Origin of the sequence: Nonomuraea sp. NPDC049655 (genome assembly GCF_044465465.1) — a bacterium.
Classification (GTDB): Bacteria; Actinomycetota; Actinomycetes; order Streptosporangiales; family Streptosporangiaceae; genus Nonomuraea.
Genome location: NZ_JBITLS010000002.1, coordinates 737,282 through 753,171 on the forward strand (window position 1 = coordinate 737,282; position 15,890 = coordinate 753,171).

Annotated in this window: 13 protein-coding genes; 4 read left to right on the plus strand and 9 right to left on the minus strand. The window is 71.3% G+C overall.

The features are described 5' to 3' along the window. Nucleotides 1-63 precede the first annotated feature (63 nt). From ACIBQ6_RS08815 to ACIBQ6_RS08825, 3 genes are read left to right on the plus strand one after another with little or no spacing between them, the layout of a single operon-like run. Nucleotides 64-1,035 carry a tripartite tricarboxylate transporter substrate binding protein gene (locus tag ACIBQ6_RS08815; RefSeq protein WP_397210806.1) on the plus strand — a complete coding sequence of 324 codons (972 nt, stop codon included), beginning with the start codon at nucleotides 64-66 and terminating at the stop codon, nucleotides 1,033-1,035. Beyond that, nucleotides 1,035-1,520, plus strand: coding sequence for a tripartite tricarboxylate transporter TctB family protein (locus tag ACIBQ6_RS08820; protein ID WP_397210808.1), 486 nt, complete (start codon nucleotides 1,035-1,037; stop codon nucleotides 1,518-1,520). The genes ACIBQ6_RS08815 and ACIBQ6_RS08820 overlap by 1 nt, the downstream gene beginning before the upstream one ends. A 1-nt stretch (nucleotide 1,521) precedes the next feature. Further along, on the plus strand, nucleotides 1,522-3,045 hold the full coding sequence (locus tag ACIBQ6_RS08825; protein WP_358288675.1) for a tripartite tricarboxylate transporter permease: 1,524 nt from the start codon (nucleotides 1,522-1,524) through the stop codon (nucleotides 3,043-3,045). A gap of 197 nt (nucleotides 3,046-3,242) precedes the next feature. Here ACIBQ6_RS08825 and gatB read toward each other — a convergent pair whose 3' ends face one another. From gatB to ACIBQ6_RS08865, 8 genes are all read right to left on the minus strand, one after another. Next, on the minus strand, nucleotides 3,243-4,730 hold the full coding sequence (gatB, locus tag ACIBQ6_RS08830; protein WP_364330953.1) for an Asp-tRNA(Asn)/Glu-tRNA(Gln) amidotransferase subunit GatB: 1,488 nt from the start codon (nucleotides 4,728-4,730) through the stop codon (nucleotides 3,243-3,245). A 2-nt stretch (nucleotides 4,731-4,732) separates the two neighbouring features. Then, nucleotides 4,733-6,223, minus strand: coding sequence for an Asp-tRNA(Asn)/Glu-tRNA(Gln) amidotransferase subunit GatA (gatA, locus tag ACIBQ6_RS08835; protein WP_352318951.1), 1,491 nt, complete (start codon nucleotides 6,221-6,223; stop codon nucleotides 4,733-4,735). Beyond that, nucleotides 6,220-6,519 carry an Asp-tRNA(Asn)/Glu-tRNA(Gln) amidotransferase subunit GatC gene (gatC, locus tag ACIBQ6_RS08840; RefSeq protein WP_101787882.1) on the minus strand — a complete coding sequence of 100 codons (300 nt, stop codon included), beginning with the start codon at nucleotides 6,517-6,519 and terminating at the stop codon, nucleotides 6,220-6,222. Before gatC ends, gatA begins: the two co-directional genes overlap by 4 nt. A 97-nt stretch (nucleotides 6,520-6,616) precedes the next feature. Continuing rightward, nucleotides 6,617-8,062 (minus strand): ATP-binding protein, encoded by a 1,446-nt coding sequence (locus ACIBQ6_RS08845; protein WP_397210810.1) that lies wholly within the window; start codon nucleotides 8,060-8,062, stop codon nucleotides 6,617-6,619. Nucleotides 8,063-8,131: 69 nt separating this feature from the next. Further along, nucleotides 8,132-10,204, minus strand: a complete 2,073-nt coding sequence (locus ACIBQ6_RS08850; protein ID WP_358288681.1) for an EAL domain-containing protein — start codon at nucleotides 10,202-10,204, stop codon at nucleotides 8,132-8,134. A 231-nt stretch (nucleotides 10,205-10,435) separates the two neighbouring features. Further along, the gene (ligA, locus tag ACIBQ6_RS08855) at nucleotides 10,436-12,628 is read right to left on the minus strand and encodes an NAD-dependent DNA ligase LigA (protein WP_397210812.1); all 2,193 of its coding nucleotides are present in this window, start codon (nucleotides 12,626-12,628) and stop codon (nucleotides 10,436-10,438) included. A 73-nt stretch (nucleotides 12,629-12,701) separates the two neighbouring features. Then, nucleotides 12,702-13,121: a hypothetical protein gene (locus tag ACIBQ6_RS08860; RefSeq protein WP_397210814.1), complete on the minus strand. Its 420-nt coding sequence runs from the start codon at nucleotides 13,119-13,121 to the stop codon at nucleotides 12,702-12,704. Nucleotides 13,122-13,135: 14 nt separating this feature from the next. Continuing rightward, the gene (locus ACIBQ6_RS08865) at nucleotides 13,136-14,128 is read right to left on the minus strand and encodes a methionine synthase (RefSeq protein ID WP_358288690.1); all 993 of its coding nucleotides are present in this window, start codon (nucleotides 14,126-14,128) and stop codon (nucleotides 13,136-13,138) included. A gap of 24 nt (nucleotides 14,129-14,152) precedes the next feature. Here ACIBQ6_RS08865 and ACIBQ6_RS08870 point away from each other — a divergent pair, with 24 nt between their 5' ends. Further along, a complete protein-coding gene (locus ACIBQ6_RS08870; protein WP_397210816.1) occupies nucleotides 14,153-14,785 on the plus strand; it encodes an MBL fold metallo-hydrolase in 633 nt (210 codons plus the stop codon). Here the strand turns inward: ACIBQ6_RS08870 and mnmA are convergent. Further along, nucleotides 14,782-15,843 (minus strand): tRNA 2-thiouridine(34) synthase MnmA, encoded by a 1,062-nt coding sequence (gene mnmA / locus ACIBQ6_RS08875; RefSeq protein WP_352318938.1) that lies wholly within the window; start codon nucleotides 15,841-15,843, stop codon nucleotides 14,782-14,784. The two genes, ACIBQ6_RS08870 and mnmA, sit on opposite strands and share 4 nt — an antisense overlap. Between the last annotated feature and the right edge of the window lie 47 nt (nucleotides 15,844-15,890).

Genomic DNA, 15,890 nt, shown 5'->3' on the forward strand with positions numbered 1-15,890 from the left:
CGGGCAGGGAACGGGCATCACCATCGCAGGCCAACGACTGTGCGAATCCCCCTTGGAGTGATCATGCGCTTGCGCGTATTCGCCGCCGCCCTGGCGGCACTCTCCGTCGCCGCCCTGTCCGGCTGCGGCGAGACCGGCGCCTCCGGCGGCGACGGCTCTCTGCGGATCATGGCCCCCGCGGCGGCCGGCGGCGGCTGGGACCAGACCGCCCGCACGGCCGAGCAGGCGCTCAAGACGGCCGACCCCAAGCGCAAGGTCGAGGTCTACAACGTGCCGGGCGCGGGCGGCACGATCGGCCTGGCCCAGCTCGCCGGCGAGAAGGGCAACGGCAACCTGCTGATGACCATGGGCCTGGTCATGGTGGGCGCGATCGAGCAGAACAAGTCGAAGGTCACCCTGGCCGAGACCACCCCCATCGCCAAGCTGACCGAGGAGTACGAGATCGTCGTGGTCCCGGCCGACTCCCCGTTCAAGACGCTGGCCGACATGGTCGCCGCGTGGAAGGCCGACCCGGCGAAGGTCTCCGTCGCGGGCGGCTCGGCGGGCGGCACCGACCACATCGTGGCCGGGCTGATGGCCAAGGCTGCGGGCGTGGACCCCAAGCAGGTCAACTACATCGCCCACTCCGGCGGCGGCGAGGCGCTCAACGCGCTGCTGGGCAGCAAGGTCAGCGCGGGCATCTCGGGCGTCGGCGAGTTCGCCGAGCACGTGAAGTCCGGCAAGCTGCGGGCGCTGGCCGTCAGCAGCGGCTCGCGCGTCGCCGGTCTCGACGCGCCGACGCTGAAGGAGGGCGGCCTGGACGTCGAGCTGGCCAACTGGCGCGGCTTCGTCGCCCCCGGCGGCCTGGACGACGCCGCCGAGAAGTCCCTCACCGACCTGGTCACCAAGATGCACGACTCCCAGCCCTGGAAGGACGCCGTCGCCAAGAACGGCTGGATCGACTCCTTCCAGACCGGGCAGCAGTTCGCCGACTACCTGAAGTCCGAGGAGACCAAGGTCAAGGGCATCATTGCCGAAATGGGGCTCGTGTCCTGATGGCTCGCCGGTGGCGGCCCGAACTCGGGCTGGCGGTCGTGGTGCTCGGGCTGGGCGTGTTCGTGATGGTCGGCACGCTCGACGTCTCGGCCGCGGCCTCCCAGCTCGGCCTCGGGCCGCGCTTCTTCCCCATGCTGGTCGGCGCGGCCATGGTGCTGATCGGCCTGTTCTACGTGATCGACGTGCTGCGCGGCGGCGCCGGCGACCCTGAGGAGAGCGAGGACGTGGACGCGGACGCGCCCACCGACTGGCGCAGCGTCGGCCTGGTCAGCGGCGTCTTCCTGGCCTTCGCCGCGCTCCTCGACGTGCTCGGCTGGGTCATCGGCGCGAGCCTGCTGTTCTTCGGCCTGTCGGTCGTGCTCGGGGCCGAGCACAAGGTGCGGGCCGCCGTGGTGGCCGTGGTGCTCGGCGTGACGACGTACCTGCTGTTCGTCAAGGGCCTCGGCGTCTCGCTGCCGACCGGCCCGCTCGGCGGGGTGATCTGAGATGGGCTCGCTCCAGCTCCTCATGGACGGCTTCGCCGCCGCTCTCACCCCCGTCAACCTGCTGTACGCCCTGATCGGCGTCACCCTCGGCACCCTGGTCGGCGTGCTGCCCGGCATCGGGCCCGCGATGACCGTGGCGCTGCTGCTGCCGATCACCTTCACCGTGCCGCCGGCCAGCGCGTTCATCATGTTCGCCGGCATCTACTACGGCGGCATGTACGGCGGCTCGACCACCTCCATCCTGCTCAACACGCCCGGCGAGTCGTCCTCCATGATCACCGCCCTGGAGGGCAACAAGATGGCCAGGCGCGGACGGGCGGCGCAGGCCCTGGCCACGGCGGCCGTCGGGTCGTTCGTGGCGGGCACGATCGCCACCGCGCTGCTGGTGGTGGCCGCGCCCGCCGTGGTGAGCTTCGCGATCTCGTTCGGCCCCGAGGACTACTTCGCGCTGGCGATCCTGGCCTTCACCGCCGTGTCGTCGGTGTTGTCCCGCTCGGTCGTGCGCGGGCTGGCCTCCCTGGGGCTGGGGCTGGTGATCGGGCTGATCGGCATCGACCAGCAGACCGGTCAGGCGCGGCTCACGCTGGGCGTCCCGCAGCTGCTCGACGGCATCGACGTGGTGATCGTCGCGGTCGGCCTGTTCGCGGTCGGCGAGGCCCTCTACGTGGCCTCCCGGCTGCGGCACGCCGCGCCCGAGGTGGTGCCCGTGGGCCGGGCGTGGATGGGCCGCGCCGACTGGCGGCGCTCGTGGTTGCCGTGGCTGCGCGGGACCGCGCTCGGGTTCCCGTTCGGCGCGCTGCCCGGCGGGGGCGCGGAGATCCCCACGTTCCTGTCGTACGCGGCCGAGAAGCGCCTGGCCAAGGGCGTGGCCAAGGAGGAGTACGGCAAGGGCGCCATCGAGGGCGTCGCGGGCCCGGAGGCGGCCAACAACGCCTCGGCCGCCGGGACCCTGGTCCCGCTGCTCACGCTGGGCCTGCCCACGTCGGCCACGGCCGCCATCCTGCTGGCCGCCTTCCAGCAGTACGGCCTGCAGCCCGGCCCGCAGCTCTTCGACCACAACCCGGCCCTGGTGTGGGCGATGATCGCCTCGCTGTTCGTCGGCAACACGATGCTGCTGGTGCTGAACCTGCCGCTGGCTCCCCTGTGGGCCCGCGTCCTGCGCATCCCCCGGCCGTACCTGTACGCCGGGATCGTGCTGTTCGCCGCGCTCGGCGTCTACGCCCTGAACGGCACCGTCGTGGACCTGTTCGTCCTGTACGTCCTCGGCCTGCTCGGGTTCTCCATGCGCCGCTTCGGCCTGCCCGTCGCGCCCGCGGTGATCGGCATGATCCTCGGGCCGATGGCCGAGATCCAGCTCCGCCGCGCGCTCGCCATCGGCGCGGGCGACGTCAGCGTGCTGGTACGCAGCCCGATCGCGGCCGTGCTCCTCGCGCTGGCCCTGCTCGCGCTGCTCACACCGGTGTTTCGGCGGCTGATGGCACGCCGGGGCGTCGATGCGGTCACACCCGTGTCACGCGAGGACTGACCGGCCCGCCCGCCGGGAACGTCGCCCGGTGGTTCTTGGGACCCGCCTTCCGACGGCTGCACGCGCGGAAGGCACTGCGCCCGCGAGCGCGCCCCTCGGTGGCCCCGCCGATATGTCCGGATCGGCGGGACCACCAAGGGCCCCGCCGCTGTGAACGGATCCGCGGGACCGGCGAGGGCCCCGCGGATGTGCCGGACCTACTCCGAGACGCCCAGCTTCTCCAGGATGAGCTGCCGGGCGCGGGCCGCGTCGGCCTTGCCGCGGCTGGCCTTCATCACGCCGCCCACCAGCGCACCGGCGGCGGCGACCTTCCCGGACCGCACCTTCTCGGCCGCGTCCGCGTTGTCGGCCAGCACCTGGTCGATGATCGCCGACAGCTCGCCCTCGTCGTTGACGATCTGCAGGCCGCGCGCCTCGACCACCTCGTCGGGCGTGCCCTCACCGGCCAGCACGCCTTCGAGCACCTCCCGGGCGAGCTTGTCGTTGAGCGCGCCCGAGGCCACCAGCTCGGTGACCCTGGCGATCTGGGCCGGCGTGATGGGCAGCTCGGCCAGCGCGACGCCGCTCTCGTTGGCGCGCCGCGCCAGCTCGCCCATCCACCACTTGCGTGCGTCGGCCGCCGGGGCGCCGGCCGCGACCGTGGCCTCGACCAGGTCGATCGCGTCGGCGTTGTGCATGGCCTGCATGTCGAGGTCGGACAGACCCCACTCGGCCTGCAGCCGCTTGCGCTTGACCGACGGCAGCTCGGGCAGCGCCGCCTTCAGCTCGGCCACCCACGCCGGGTCGGGCTCGATCGGCACCAGGTCGGGCTCCGGGAAGTACCGGTAGTCCTGGGCCTCCTCCTTGGACCGCCCGGACGTGGTGGTGCCGGTGTCCTCGTGGAAGTGCCGCGTCTCCTGGATGATCTTGCCGCCCTCGGCGAGGACCCCCGCCTGGCGCTCGATCTCGCTGCGCACCGCCCGCTCGACGCTGCGCAGCGAGTTGACGTTCTTGGTCTCGGTGCGGGTGCCCCACTCCGACGACCCGCGCGGCATGAGCGAGACGTTGACGTCGCAGCGCAGCGAGCCCTCCTCCATGCGCACGTCGGACACGCCGAGCGAGCGCATGATCTCGCGCAGCTCGGTGACGTACGCCTTGGCCACCTCCGGCGCGAGCCGGTCGGTGCCCGGGATGGGCTTGGTGACGATCTCCACCAGCGGGATGCCCGCGCGGTTGTAGTCGACGATCGAGTAGTCGGCCCCGTGGATGCGGCCGGTCGCGCCGCCCACGTGGGTGGACTTGCCGGTGTCCTCCTCCAGGTGCACGCGCTCGATCTCGATGCGCACGGTCTCGCCGTTGACCTCGACGTCGACGTAGCCGTCGAAGCAGAGCGGCTCGTCGTACTGGGAGATCTGGTAGTTCTTCGGCATGTCCGGATAGAAGTAGTTCTTCCGGGCGAAGCGGCACCATTCGGCGATCGAGCAGTTCAGCGCCAGGCCGATGCGGATCGTCGACTCGATGGCCATGGCGTTGGCCACGGGCAGCGAGCCGGGCAGCGCCAGGCAGGTCGGGCAGACCTGGGTGTTGGCCGGGGCGCCGAAGGCGGTCTTGCAGCCGCAGAACATCTTCGACTTGGTGCCGAGCTCGACGTGCGTCTCCAGCCCGAGCACCGGCTCGAACCTGTCGAGCGCTTCGTCATAGACCATGGTCATAGCGACGGGGCCTCCTTCAGCAGCGGGCCGCCCCAGCGGCTCTCCAGGGCCTTCTCGACGGCGGCGCCGACGCGGTAACAACGGTCGTCGGCCAGAACCGGGGCCATGATCTGCAGGCCGACCGGCAGGTTGTCCTCGTCGGCCAGGCCGCACGGCACCGAGATGGCCGCGTTGCCCGCGAGGTTGGACGGGATGGTGCACAGGTCGGCGAGGTACATCGCCATCGGGTCGTCGGTGCGCTCGCCCAGCCGGAACGCCGTGGTCGGCGTGGTCGGCGAGACCAGCACGTCGACCTGCTCGTAGGCCGCCTCGAACTCGCGCGAGATGACCGTGCGCACCTTCTGCGCCTGGCCGTAGTAGGCGTCGTAGTAGCCGCTGGACAGCGCGTACGTGCCCAGCATGATGCGCCGCTTGACCTCGGGGCCGAACCCGGCCGCCCTGGTCAGCGCCATGACCTCCTCGGCGCTGCGGGTGCCGTCGTCGCCGACGCGCAGGCCGTAACGCATGGCGTCGAAGCGGGCCAGGTTGGACGAGCACTCCGACGGCGCGATCAGGTAGTACGCCGGCAGCGCGGTCGTGAACGACGGGCAGGACACCTCGACGACCGTGGCGCCCAGCGACTCCAGCAGCTTGACGACCTCGTGGTAGCGCGCCAGCACGCCCGGCTGGTAGCCCTCGCCGGCGAACTCCTTGACCACGCCGATGCGCATGCCGGACACGTCGGGATTCCTGGCCGCCTCGACGACGCTCGGGACCGGCGCGTCGACCGACGTGGAGTCCATCGGGTCGTGCCCGGAGAACGCCTCCTGCAGCAGCGCCGCGTCGAGCACGTTCCGCGCGAACGGCCCCGGCGTGTCGAGCGAGCTCGCGAACGCGATCAGCCCGTACCGGGACGAACCGCCATAGGTGGGCTTCATGCCCACGATGCCGGTGACGGCGGCGGGCTGCCGGATCGAGCCGCCGGTGTCGGTGCCCGTGGACAGCGGAGCCTCGTACGCGGCGACGGCCGCGCTGGACCCGCCGGACGAGCCGCCCGGGATCCTGTCCAGGTCCCACGGGTTGCGGGTGGGGTGGTAGGCGGAGTTCTCCGTGGAGGAGCCCATGGCGAACTCGTCGAGGTTCGTCTTGCCGAGGATGACCAGCCCGGCCTCGCGCAGGCGCGCGGTCACGGTCGCGTCGTACGGCGGCCGCCACCCTTCGAGGATCTTGGACCCGGCCGTGGTCGGCATGTCGCGGGTGGCGAAGATGTCCTTGTGCGCGACCGGCACCCCGGCCAGCGGCCCGAGCTTCTCGCCCGCACGCAGCCGGGCGTCGACCGCCCGCGCCTGCTCAAGGGTGGTCTCCCGGTCGACGTGCAGGAACGCCTGGACCTTGGGCTCCACCTCGGCCATGCGGTCGAGGTGCGCCTCGGCCACCTCGGCGGCCGACACCTCGCCCGCGGCGATCATCGCGCCCAGCTCGGCGGCGGTCTTGCGGATCAGACTCATGCCTCCTCCCCGAGGATGCGCGGCACACGGAAGCGGTCGTCCTCGACGGCGGGAGCGCCGGAAAGGGCCTGCTCCGGCGTCAGGGACTGTCGCACCTCGTCGGCACGGAAGACATTGGTCAGCGGAAGCGCGTGCGACGAAGGCGGCACGTCCTCGGCGGCGACCTCGGCCACCTTCGCGACCGACTCGATGATGGCATCGAGCTGGGTGGCGTAGTGGTCGAGCTCGTCGTCGGTGAGCGCCAGCCTGGACAACCGGGCCAGGTGCGCGACCTCGTCGCGGGTTATGGCGGACATGAGTCGTTGAACCCGTTTCGTGGATGGAGTTTGGGACACTGCCATCCTAGGGGGCTTGACGCCGCAGGCCCGAACCCTTAACCCGGCGGAAACACACTCATCCGTAGAGCTGGTCCAGGCCGATCGCCAGCACGTCGCTCTCCTGGGCCAGCCCGGCCTCGAATCCGGCTCCTCCGTAGCAGACCAGTTTGGCGTCCCGCACGTCGAATCCCTTGGCGTCGAGCAGGTCTCGTGCCCTCCTGAGCCGGGCGACGTGCCGAGCCCCCATGACCTTGCCCCATTTCACCTCGCCCAGCGACAACACCCGCTTGCGCTCGCCGCGCATGGCGGGCGCGAAGACCGCGACGTCGATCTGGATCTGCTCGTGCCGTACGGGATCGACGACGATCCCCGCGCCGATCTCGCCCGGCGAGTCTCCCAGCACCTCGGGTTCCAGCAGGTGGAACTGACGGCACATCTCCTCGAAGTGCGGGCCGAGCACCTGGTCGCTGAAGCCGGCCCGGCCGTCCTGCCACACGAACTCGGCCCGGCCGCTCTCCAGCGGCCCCCACTGGGGTCGCATCACGACCTCGTAGAAGTGGATGAGCGGCTCGCACACGCGGTAGACCGACCGCGAGGAGCGGAAGACGTCCACCTCCCTGCGAAGCAGGTTGCTGTCCTCCAGCACGTTGAGGTGATGGCCGATGTCGGACGCCTTGCGCCCCACGTAGCTCGCGATGCCGCCCCGGGTGCCGTTCCCGGTGGCCACGGCCGCCAGCACGGACTTGTACATGGCGGAGTCCCGCACCTCCGCCTCCTCCTCGAGAAGATAGCGGGCCTCCTTGAAGAGCGGGGTCGAGGGCGAGAGCACCGTGCGCCGCACCCAGGCGTCGAAGTCCTCCAGGCCGTCCGGCCTGTCGTCGTTGGCCAGGGGCAGGTACGCGGGGGTCCCGCCGACGATCGCGTGCACCTTCACGGCCAACTGCGGATCGGTGATCCCCCAGTACCGCGCGGCGAGGCGGTAGTCGAACGGCCGGACCGCGAGTTCCATGGAAGCCCGCCCCCTCAACGGCGCGTTGCCTGCCAGGAGCCGGCCCATCACGGACATCGCCGAGCCGCACAACAGCAGGGACGCCGGCACTTCATCGAAGACGGCCCGGTCGACGGCCTGCTGGATGATCGAGGGCAGGGCCGGCGACGCCTTGCTGAGGTAGGGGAACTCGTCGATCACCATGAGAGCGCGGCGCTCGGCGCTGACGGCGAAGAGCTGGCCGATCGCCTCGTCCCAGGTCGTGAAGCGGAACGGCGCCGAAGCCCCCACGTACCGGGCCAGAGCGGCGGCGAAGAGGTTGAGCGACTCCGTCGGGGTGCCCTCCGTCGCGCCGAAATAGAAGCCGCCCGTCTTGCGCGCGAGCGACTCGACCAGGAACGTCTTGCCCTGGCGGCGCCTGCCGCTGACGACGCCGAGCCGGGGCCGGGGCCGGGGACCGGAACGCTCGACGAAGGCGGTCAGAGCCTCCCACTCGAAGTCGCGCGCGAAGATCCGTTCAGGCTTCGGGATCAAGACGCCCCCAGAGACATCGAAGTGTACTTCGTCGAAGTGTACTTCGACGAAGTACAGTCCTGTAATCGGTCAGGCCGTCTGGGTGACCTCGGGCTGGTAGCCGAACTCGATGGCCGGCGCCACCTCGCAGCGGCCCCTGAGCCAGGCGGTGGCCTCGGCGGCCGGCATGGGCTGGCAGAACAGCCAGCCCTGGCCCAGGTCGCAGCCCATCTCGGCCAGCCGCAGCGCGACGTCGTCGGACTCCACGCCCTCGGCGACCGAGCGCAGGCCGAGCGAGCGCACCAGATCGACGATCGAGCGGACGATGCGGTCGTCGTCCTCGGACTCGGCGATGCGGCGGACGAACGAGGCGTCGATCTTGACCTCGGAGACCGCCAGGCGCTGGAGCCTGATCAGCGAGGAGTAGCCGGTGCCGAAGTCGTCGAGGGACAGCGGGACGCCGAGCGTGGCCAGCGCCTTGATGGTCTCCTGGGTGTAGGCCTGGTCGCCGGTCAGGATGCGCTCGGTGACCTCCAGCTGGATGGCGGCGGGCGGCAGGCCGTACCGGGTCAGGCCGACCTCCAGTTGCTCGGGCAGCGCCGCGTCGAGCAGGTCGCGGGCGGAGATGTTGACCGAGATCTGCACCTGCAGGCCGGTGTGCCACCAGCGGGCGGCCTGTTCCAGCGCGGCCTCGATGACGTATTCGGTGAGCTGGCGCATCAGGTACGTCTGCTCGGCCAGCGGGACGAAGTCGGACGGCGGGATCGGCCCGTGCACCGGATGGCACCAGCGCAGCAGGGCCTCCACCCCGGTCACCGCGCCGCCGGCCAGGCTGACCTTGGGCTGGTAGTGCAGCTGCAGCTCGCGGTTGTCGATGGCGCGGCGCAGATCGCCCAGCAGGTTGAGCCGTTCAGGCGAGTTGCGGTCTTTGTCGGGCTGGTAGAGCTCTACCCCGGTACGCCCTTCCTTGGCCAGGTACATGGCCACGTCGGCGCGTTGCAGCAGCAGCTCGAAGTCGGGGGCGTGGTCGGGGAAGAGCGCGATGCCGACCGAGCCGTCGAGGTCGAAGCTCATGCCCTCCAGGCGTACGGGCTCGGTCAGGGCGGCCCGCAGCCTGGCGGCCACCTCCCTGGCGGCGTTGGCGTCCCGGATCGAGGGCAGCAGGACGGCGAACTCGTCGCCGCCGAGCCTGGCCACCACGTCGCCCGGCCGCACGGAGTGGGTCAGCCGGTGGGCCACCATCTGCAGCAGGCGGTCGCCCACCGGATGGCCCATCGTGTCGTTGACCTCCTTGAACCGGTCGAGGTCGAGGAGGAACAGCCCGACCCGCTCGTCCTGGCGGGACTCGGCCAGCGCCTCCTCCGTGCTGACGATGAGCATCTTGCGGTTGGGCAGGCCGGTCAGCTCGTCGTGCAGGGCCTGGTGGTCGCGGCGCATGGACAGCGTGGCGGTGAAGTAGACGGCGGCGAGGGGGGCGACGAAGAGCGGCACGAGGCCGGGCGAATGGTCCATCACCACGACGACCAGCGGCGCGAGGCCCAGCAGCGCGGTGTAGACGAGCCCCTGCGGCCCGGCGGTGACCCGCAGCACGCGGACGATCGAACGCCGCTCGTGCAGGGCGACCGCCCCGGACACGAGCGCGGCCCTGGTGGCGAAGTAGGCCACCCCGGCCAGCGCGATCGCCGGAAGGTCGGCCCCGCTGGGCGTCCACGGCACGGCCGGGCCCGGCACGACGCCGAACAGCCCGAGCACCACGGCCGCGGCGGTGAGCGCGAGGGTGGACTGGGCGACGTTGAACATGACCCGGTGCCACGCCTTGCGCGTCACGACGCCGTTCATGGCGATCGCGACGGCCTGCATGAGCACGGCGGTGGACAGCCCGAAGTGCAGCAGCACCGCGAAGGTGAACATGGTCGACGGATACGTGCCGCCGACCGCGGTCGCCGAGGACACCATGACGGGCCGCAGCTCGCCCAGCATCACCAGCACCGCCAGCACCCAGAACAGCGGGGTACGGGCGAGCTCCGCCAGCGCGACCGGATCCAGCCTGAGCATGGCCACGACCAGCGCGGTGAAGCCGATCACGGTGATGCCCGCGAGGAACGCCCAGAGCGGCGTGCCGACGCGTGGACCGGTGTCACGGGTGTCGGTTGGGTCAGTCATCGGTAACAGAACCCCCATTAGGTCACTATGGGAGGGTACGACCTTCACCCCACTTCGCGAAACCAAGCGCGTACGTTCCGTCACTTCTCCTTTCCGACATATACCCAAAAACCACTATGGGTAGCGCGGTCATCGACAGTCCGTACACGACTCTGATCCCCAGCTCGCCGGGTGCGCATCCGCGGGGCCACCGAACACCAGCCCCGCCGCAAGGGCGAGCCGGGGCTTTCGCTACGTCTCCTCGACGACCGCCACGCGCGCCGCGGCCTCCGGGCCCTCCTTCAGCAGCAGCTCGAACCCCTGCTCATCGAGGATCGGCACCTTCAGGCTGACCGCCTTGTCATACTTCGACCCGGCGTTCTCCCCCGCCACCAGGAACGACGTCTTCTTCGACACCGATCCGGCCACCTTCCCGCCCCGGCTGGTCAGCGCCTCGGACGCGGTGTCACGCGTGTACGCCTCCAGCGTCCCGGTGACCACGAACGTCAGCCCCTCCAGGATCTGGGGCTCCGTCTTCTCCGGAGCGGGGCCGTCGTCCATCCGCACCCCGGCCCGCCGCCACCGCTCGACGATCTCCCGGTGCCAGTCGACCTCGAACCACTCCCGGATCGTCGCCGCCACCCGCGGCCCGATGCCCTTGACCGAGGCCAGCTCCTCCTCAGAGGCGTTCATGATGGCGTCGATCGACCGCATGGAGTCGGCGAGGTCGCGCGCCGTCGGCGGCCCGACGTGCCGGATCGACAGCGCGACCAGCACCTGGGCGAGCGGCGCCGACCTGGCGCGGGCGAGCTCGTCGACCAGCGTGCGGGCGGCCTGGCTGGGCCCGCCGTCGAGGTTGGAGAACAGGGAGACGACCTTCTGCTCGCCGGTCTCGGGGTCGAGCTTGGGCAGGCCGGTGTCCTGGTCGCGGACGACCGACCGGATGGGCATGAGCTGCTCGATCGTCAGGTCGAACAGGTCGGCCTCGGTGCGCAGGACGGGCTCCTGCGGCGGCACCGGCTGGGTGAGCGCGGTCGCCGCCACGTAACCCAGCCCGTCGATGTCGAGCGCGCGCCGGCCGGCCGCGAAGTAGAGGCGCTCGCGGATCTGGGCGGGGCAGCTGCGGGCGTTGGGGCAGCGCAGGTCGGCGTCGCCCTCCTTCTCGTAGGCCAGCTCGGTGCCGCACTCGGGGCAGTGGGTCGGCATGACGAACTCCCGCTCGGAGCCGTCGCGCAACGCCGTGACCGCCCCGACGATCTCGGGGATGACGTCGCCCGCCTTGCGCAGCACCACGGTGTCGCCGATCAGCACGCCCTTCTTGATCACCGTGGCCGCGTTGTGCAGGGTGGCCCGCTCGACGGTCGAGCCCGCGACCACGATGGGCTCCATCACCGCGTACGGCGTGACCCGGCCGGTGCGGCCCACCCCCACCTGGATGTCGAGCAGCTTGGTGTTGACCTCCTCCGGCGGGTATTTGTAGGCGATCGCCCAGCGCGGGGCCCGCGAGGTGGACCCGAGCTCCCGCTGCGTGCGGAAGTCGTCGACCTTGACCACGACCCCGTCGATCTCATAAGCCGGATCGTGCCGGTGCACCCGGTAATGCTCGATGAACTCGTCGACCTCGGTGAGGCCGGGCACCACCTGGAACAGGTCGCTGACCGGCAGCCCGAACTCCCGCAGCCGCTCGTAGACCTCCGACTGGGCGCGCGGCACGGCCGAGCCCTCCCAGACGCCGATGCCGTGGACGAGCATGCGCAGCGGCCGCTGGGCGGTGACGCGCGCGTCCTTCTGCCGCAGCGTGCCCGCCGCCGAGTTGCGCGGGTTGGCGAACGGCGGCTTGCCCTGCTCCACGAGCTGCTCGTTGAGCTGCTTGAAGCCCTCGACCGGGATGTAGACCTCGCCGCGCACCTCGACCAGGCTCGGGACGCCCTCGCCCGTGAGCCGGTGGGGCACCCCCTTGATCGTGCGCACGTTGGCCGTGACGTCGTCGCCGACCCGGCCGTCGCCCCGGGTCGCGCCGCGCTCCAGCTTGCCGTCGCGGTAGACGAGCGCGATGGCCAGCCCGTCGATCTTCAGCTCGCACAGGTAGGGCCCCGGGTCGCGCTCGGCCAGCCGCTCGACGCGGGCCATCCAGGCGGCCATGTCGGCCTGGTTGAAGGCGTTGTCGAGGCTCTCCATGCGGTTGAGGTGGCTGACCTTGGCGAAGTCGCCCGAGACCGGCGCGCCCACCTTCTGGGTGGGCGAGTCGGGCGTCTGCAGCTCGGGATGGGCCTGCTCCAGCGTGAGCAGCTCGCGGAACCACTCGTCGAACTGCGCGTCGCTGGCCGTGGGCTGGTCGAGCACGTAGTAGCGCCAGCGCGCGTCCTCGACCAGCTCGCTCAGCTCCGCATGCCGCTTGAGCGCGGCCACGGGCACGCCCCCGACCTCGGTGTCACGCTCGCTCACGCTGGGTCTCCTTCCACGTCGGACACGCTGAGGAAACGCTACCGCCGGGCCCCGACAGGAACGACTCCCCCGGTCATCCGCCCTGGGCCCAGACGCCTTCCCAGACCGAGCAGTTACCGGTGATCTTCCTTGCCGTGCCCCGGCAGACCCTGCCCTCGACGGAGAGCATGTAGCCGGTCTTGAGCGAGAACTCCAGCGGCTTGGTGCCCGAGCAGTTGCGGTACGTCCTGCGCCCCTCGCCGCCGCCGTCCTTGACCCAGCGCAGCTGCAGCCACGAGCACCCGGTACGGCCGGGGAAGTCGTACAGTCCGCCGCTGACCACGAACCCCGGCCGGTCGAGCAGGACCTTGCCCTTGGCCTTCCCTGCCCGGTCGGCGGAGTAGATCGGCCCCCAGCTCCAGATCTCCGGGTTGGCCGAGGCCCCGGCGGGGACGGCGATCGAGGCGGACGCGATCAGCATGGCGGCACCGACGGCCAGAGCGCGAGCAATCATGGCAAGGACGCTACTCAGCCGCCTTGCATCCCGCTTGCCGGATCGTCCTTGAGCACCTGGGCGGCCTTCCTGCACGCCGCCAGGGCCGCCCGCGCGTAGCGGGGCGAGGCTCCGGCCAGGCCGCAGGCGGGCGTCAGCGTGACCTTGGCGGCCAGCCCGTCGGGGGCGAACCCGAGCCGCCGCCACAGCTCCACCGCGGGCCTGGCGACCACCCCGGTGTCCGGCAGCGCGACGTCCCTGCCCGGCACGACGCCGAGCAGCAGGCCCGCCCCGGCCTCGAAGAGCTCGCCGAGCTGGTCGTCGTCCCTGCGGCGCAGCAGCGACGCGTCGACCGACACCGCGCGCGCGCCGGCCCGCCGCAGCAGCGCGTAGGGCACCCCGGGCGCGCAGCAGTGGACCACCGCGCCGGGGAACAGCCGCAGCGACTCCTCCACCCGCCACTCCTCGACCGCCGCCAGCCGCCCGAACCCGGACGCGGTCGGGACCGTGCCCGCCAGCACGCCCGGCAGCCCCGGCTCGTCGAGCTGCAGCACGATCTCGGTGACCCCCGGCAGCCGCCGCCGCACCTCGGCGCAGTGGTCGGCGACCCCCTGGGCCAGCGACGCGACAAGGTCGCGCACGGCGCCCGCGTCGGAGAGCATCTTGTCGCCGTACTTCAGCTCAAGGGACCCGGCCAGCGTCCACGGCCCGCACACCTGGAGCTTGAGCGGCCCGGAGTAGTCGTGCGCGACCTCCTCCAGCCCGTCGAGGTCGCGGCGCAGGTGATCGACGGCCCGCTGATGGTCGCGGCCCGGCCGGTCGGCCAGCCGCCACCCGGACGGCTGCACCTCGACCGGCAGGTCGATCAGCAGACCGGCCGTCCTGCCGACCATGTCGGCGCCGACCCCGCGGGCCGGCAGCTCCGGCAGGTACGGCAGTCCGGGCAACTCGCCGAACACGACACGGATCGCCTCAAGATGATCCTCACCCGGATGTGACCCGACCCCGGTGGCTTCCCACGTAGACATGGGCACAAGCGTAGGCTCTGCCGAATGGAGCTCACCAAACTCACGCACGCCTGCGTACGCCTTGAGAAGAACGGCAAGGTCCTGGTCATCGATCCGGGCACCTTCTCGCAGGAGCCGGTGCTCGACGGGGTCGACGCGGTCCTGATCACCCACCAGCACTTCGACCACTTCGACATCGAGAAGCTGAAGGCCGCTCCCGCCGGGGTCGAGGTCTGGACGTGCGAGGGCGTCGCGGCCCAGCTGACCGACGTGCCGGTCAAGGTCCAGGTGGTCCGGCACGGCGACGCCTTCGACGCGGCGGGTTTCCGGGTGAAGGCGTTCGGCGAGTGGCACAGCAAGAACCACCCCGATGCGCCCATCGTGCAGAATGTCGGTTTCATGCTCGACGACGAGGTGTTCTACCCCGGCGACGCGCTCACCTTGCCCGGCGTCGAGGTGCCCACCCTCCTCGCGCCGACCAACGCCCCTTGGATGAAGCTCAGCGAGATGGTCGAGTACCTGCGCACGGTGCGCCCGGCCCGCGCGTTCTCCACGCACGACGGCCTGCTCAACGACATCGGGCTGTCGCTGGTGGACACCTACCTGGAGCTGGAGTCGGACAAGCAGGGCGCCGACATGCGCCGGCTCAAGGTCGGCGAGTCGGTGACGCTTCCCTAGGCGGCCGAGACGATGGTGGCCGAGCCGATGACCGTGTCGCCGGAGTAGAGCACGGCCGCCTGGCCCGCCGCGACGCCGGTGGCCGGGCGGTCGAGGTCGATGCGCAGGCCGCCGCCCGCCTCCTCCTCGAAGCGGCAGCCGTAGACCTCGCCGTGGGCCCTGAGCTGCACGGTCAGGTCGTCGAGGCGGGACGGGCCGTTCCAGACCGGGCGGACGCACGAGATCGAGGTGACCTCCAGCGCCGAGCGCGGGCCGACCGTGACCGTGTTGGAGACCGGCTCGATCGACAACACGTAGCGCGGCCTGCCGTCGGCGGCCGGACGGTCGATGCGCAGGCCCTTGCGCTGGCCGACCGTGAAGCCGTGGGCGCCCTGGTGGGTGCCCACCACCGCGCCCTCCTGGTCGACGATCGGGCCTTCCTCGGCGCCGAGGCGGCCGGCCAGGAAGCCGCGGGTGTCTCCGTCGGCGATGAAGCAGATGTCGTGGCTGTCGGGCTTGTCGGCGACGGTCAGGCCGCGCCGGGCGGCCTCCTCGCGCACCTCGGCCTTGGTGGAGCCGCCGAGCGGGAAGATCGCGTGGCTGAGCTGCTCACGGGTGAGCACCCCCAGCACGTACGACTGGTCCTTGCCCTGGTCGACGCTCCTGGACAGCACGCCGTCGGACAGCTTGGCGTGGTGGCCGGTGGCGACGGCGTCGAAGCCGAGGGCGAGCGCCCGGTCGAGCACCGCCTCGAACTTGATCTTCTCGTTGCACCGCAGGCACGGATTGGGGGTGCGGCCCGCGGCGTACTCGGCCACGAAGTCCTCCACCACGTCGCGCTGGAACCTCTCGGCCATGTCCCAGATGTAGAACGGGATGCCGATCACGTCGGCGGCCCGCCGCGCGTCGCGGGAGTCCTCGATCGTGCAGCAACCCCGCGCGCCCGTGCGGTGGGATTGAGGGTTGGCCGACAGGGCCAGATGCACACCAGTGACGTCGTGACCGGCCTCGGCGATCCGGGCGGCGGCCACGGCGGAATCGACGCCGCCCGACATGGCGGCAAGCACACGCAGTCCCATGACCGTTCCAGCGTACTGTCCGGCGGGGAGTGCGCGGCCATCGGCTC

Excerpts from the sequence above, each read along its gene's own strand:
- ACIBQ6_RS08815 (WP_397210806.1), top strand. The coding sequence starts at position 64 with ATGCGCTTGCGCGTATTCGCCGCCGCCCTGGCGGCACTCTCCGTCGCC.
- ACIBQ6_RS08820 (WP_397210808.1), top strand. The coding sequence starts at position 1,035 with ATGGCTCGCCGGTGGCGGCCCGAACTCGGGCTGGCGGTCGTGGTGCTC.
- ACIBQ6_RS08825 (WP_358288675.1), top strand. The coding sequence starts at position 1,522 with ATGGGCTCGCTCCAGCTCCTCATGGACGGCTTCGCCGCCGCTCTCACC.
- gatB (WP_364330953.1), bottom strand. The coding sequence starts at position 4,730 with ATGGTCTATGACGAAGCGCTCGACAGGTTCGAGCCGGTGCTCGGGCTG.
- gatA (WP_352318951.1), bottom strand. The coding sequence starts at position 6,223 with ATGAGTCTGATCCGCAAGACCGCCGCCGAGCTGGGCGCGATGATCGCC.
- gatC (WP_101787882.1), bottom strand. The coding sequence starts at position 6,519 with ATGTCCGCCATAACCCGCGACGAGGTCGCGCACCTGGCCCGGTTGTCC.
- ACIBQ6_RS08850 (WP_358288681.1), bottom strand. The coding sequence starts at position 10,204 with ATGACTGACCCAACCGACACCCGTGACACCGGTCCACGCGTCGGCACG.
- ACIBQ6_RS08860 (WP_397210814.1), bottom strand. The coding sequence starts at position 13,121 with ATGATTGCTCGCGCTCTGGCCGTCGGTGCCGCCATGCTGATCGCGTCC.
- ACIBQ6_RS08865 (WP_358288690.1), bottom strand. The coding sequence starts at position 14,128 with ATGTCTACGTGGGAAGCCACCGGGGTCGGGTCACATCCGGGTGAGGAT.
- ACIBQ6_RS08870 (WP_397210816.1), top strand. The coding sequence starts at position 14,153 with ATGGAGCTCACCAAACTCACGCACGCCTGCGTACGCCTTGAGAAGAAC.
- mnmA (WP_352318938.1), bottom strand. The coding sequence starts at position 15,843 with ATGGGACTGCGTGTGCTTGCCGCCATGTCGGGCGGCGTCGATTCCGCC.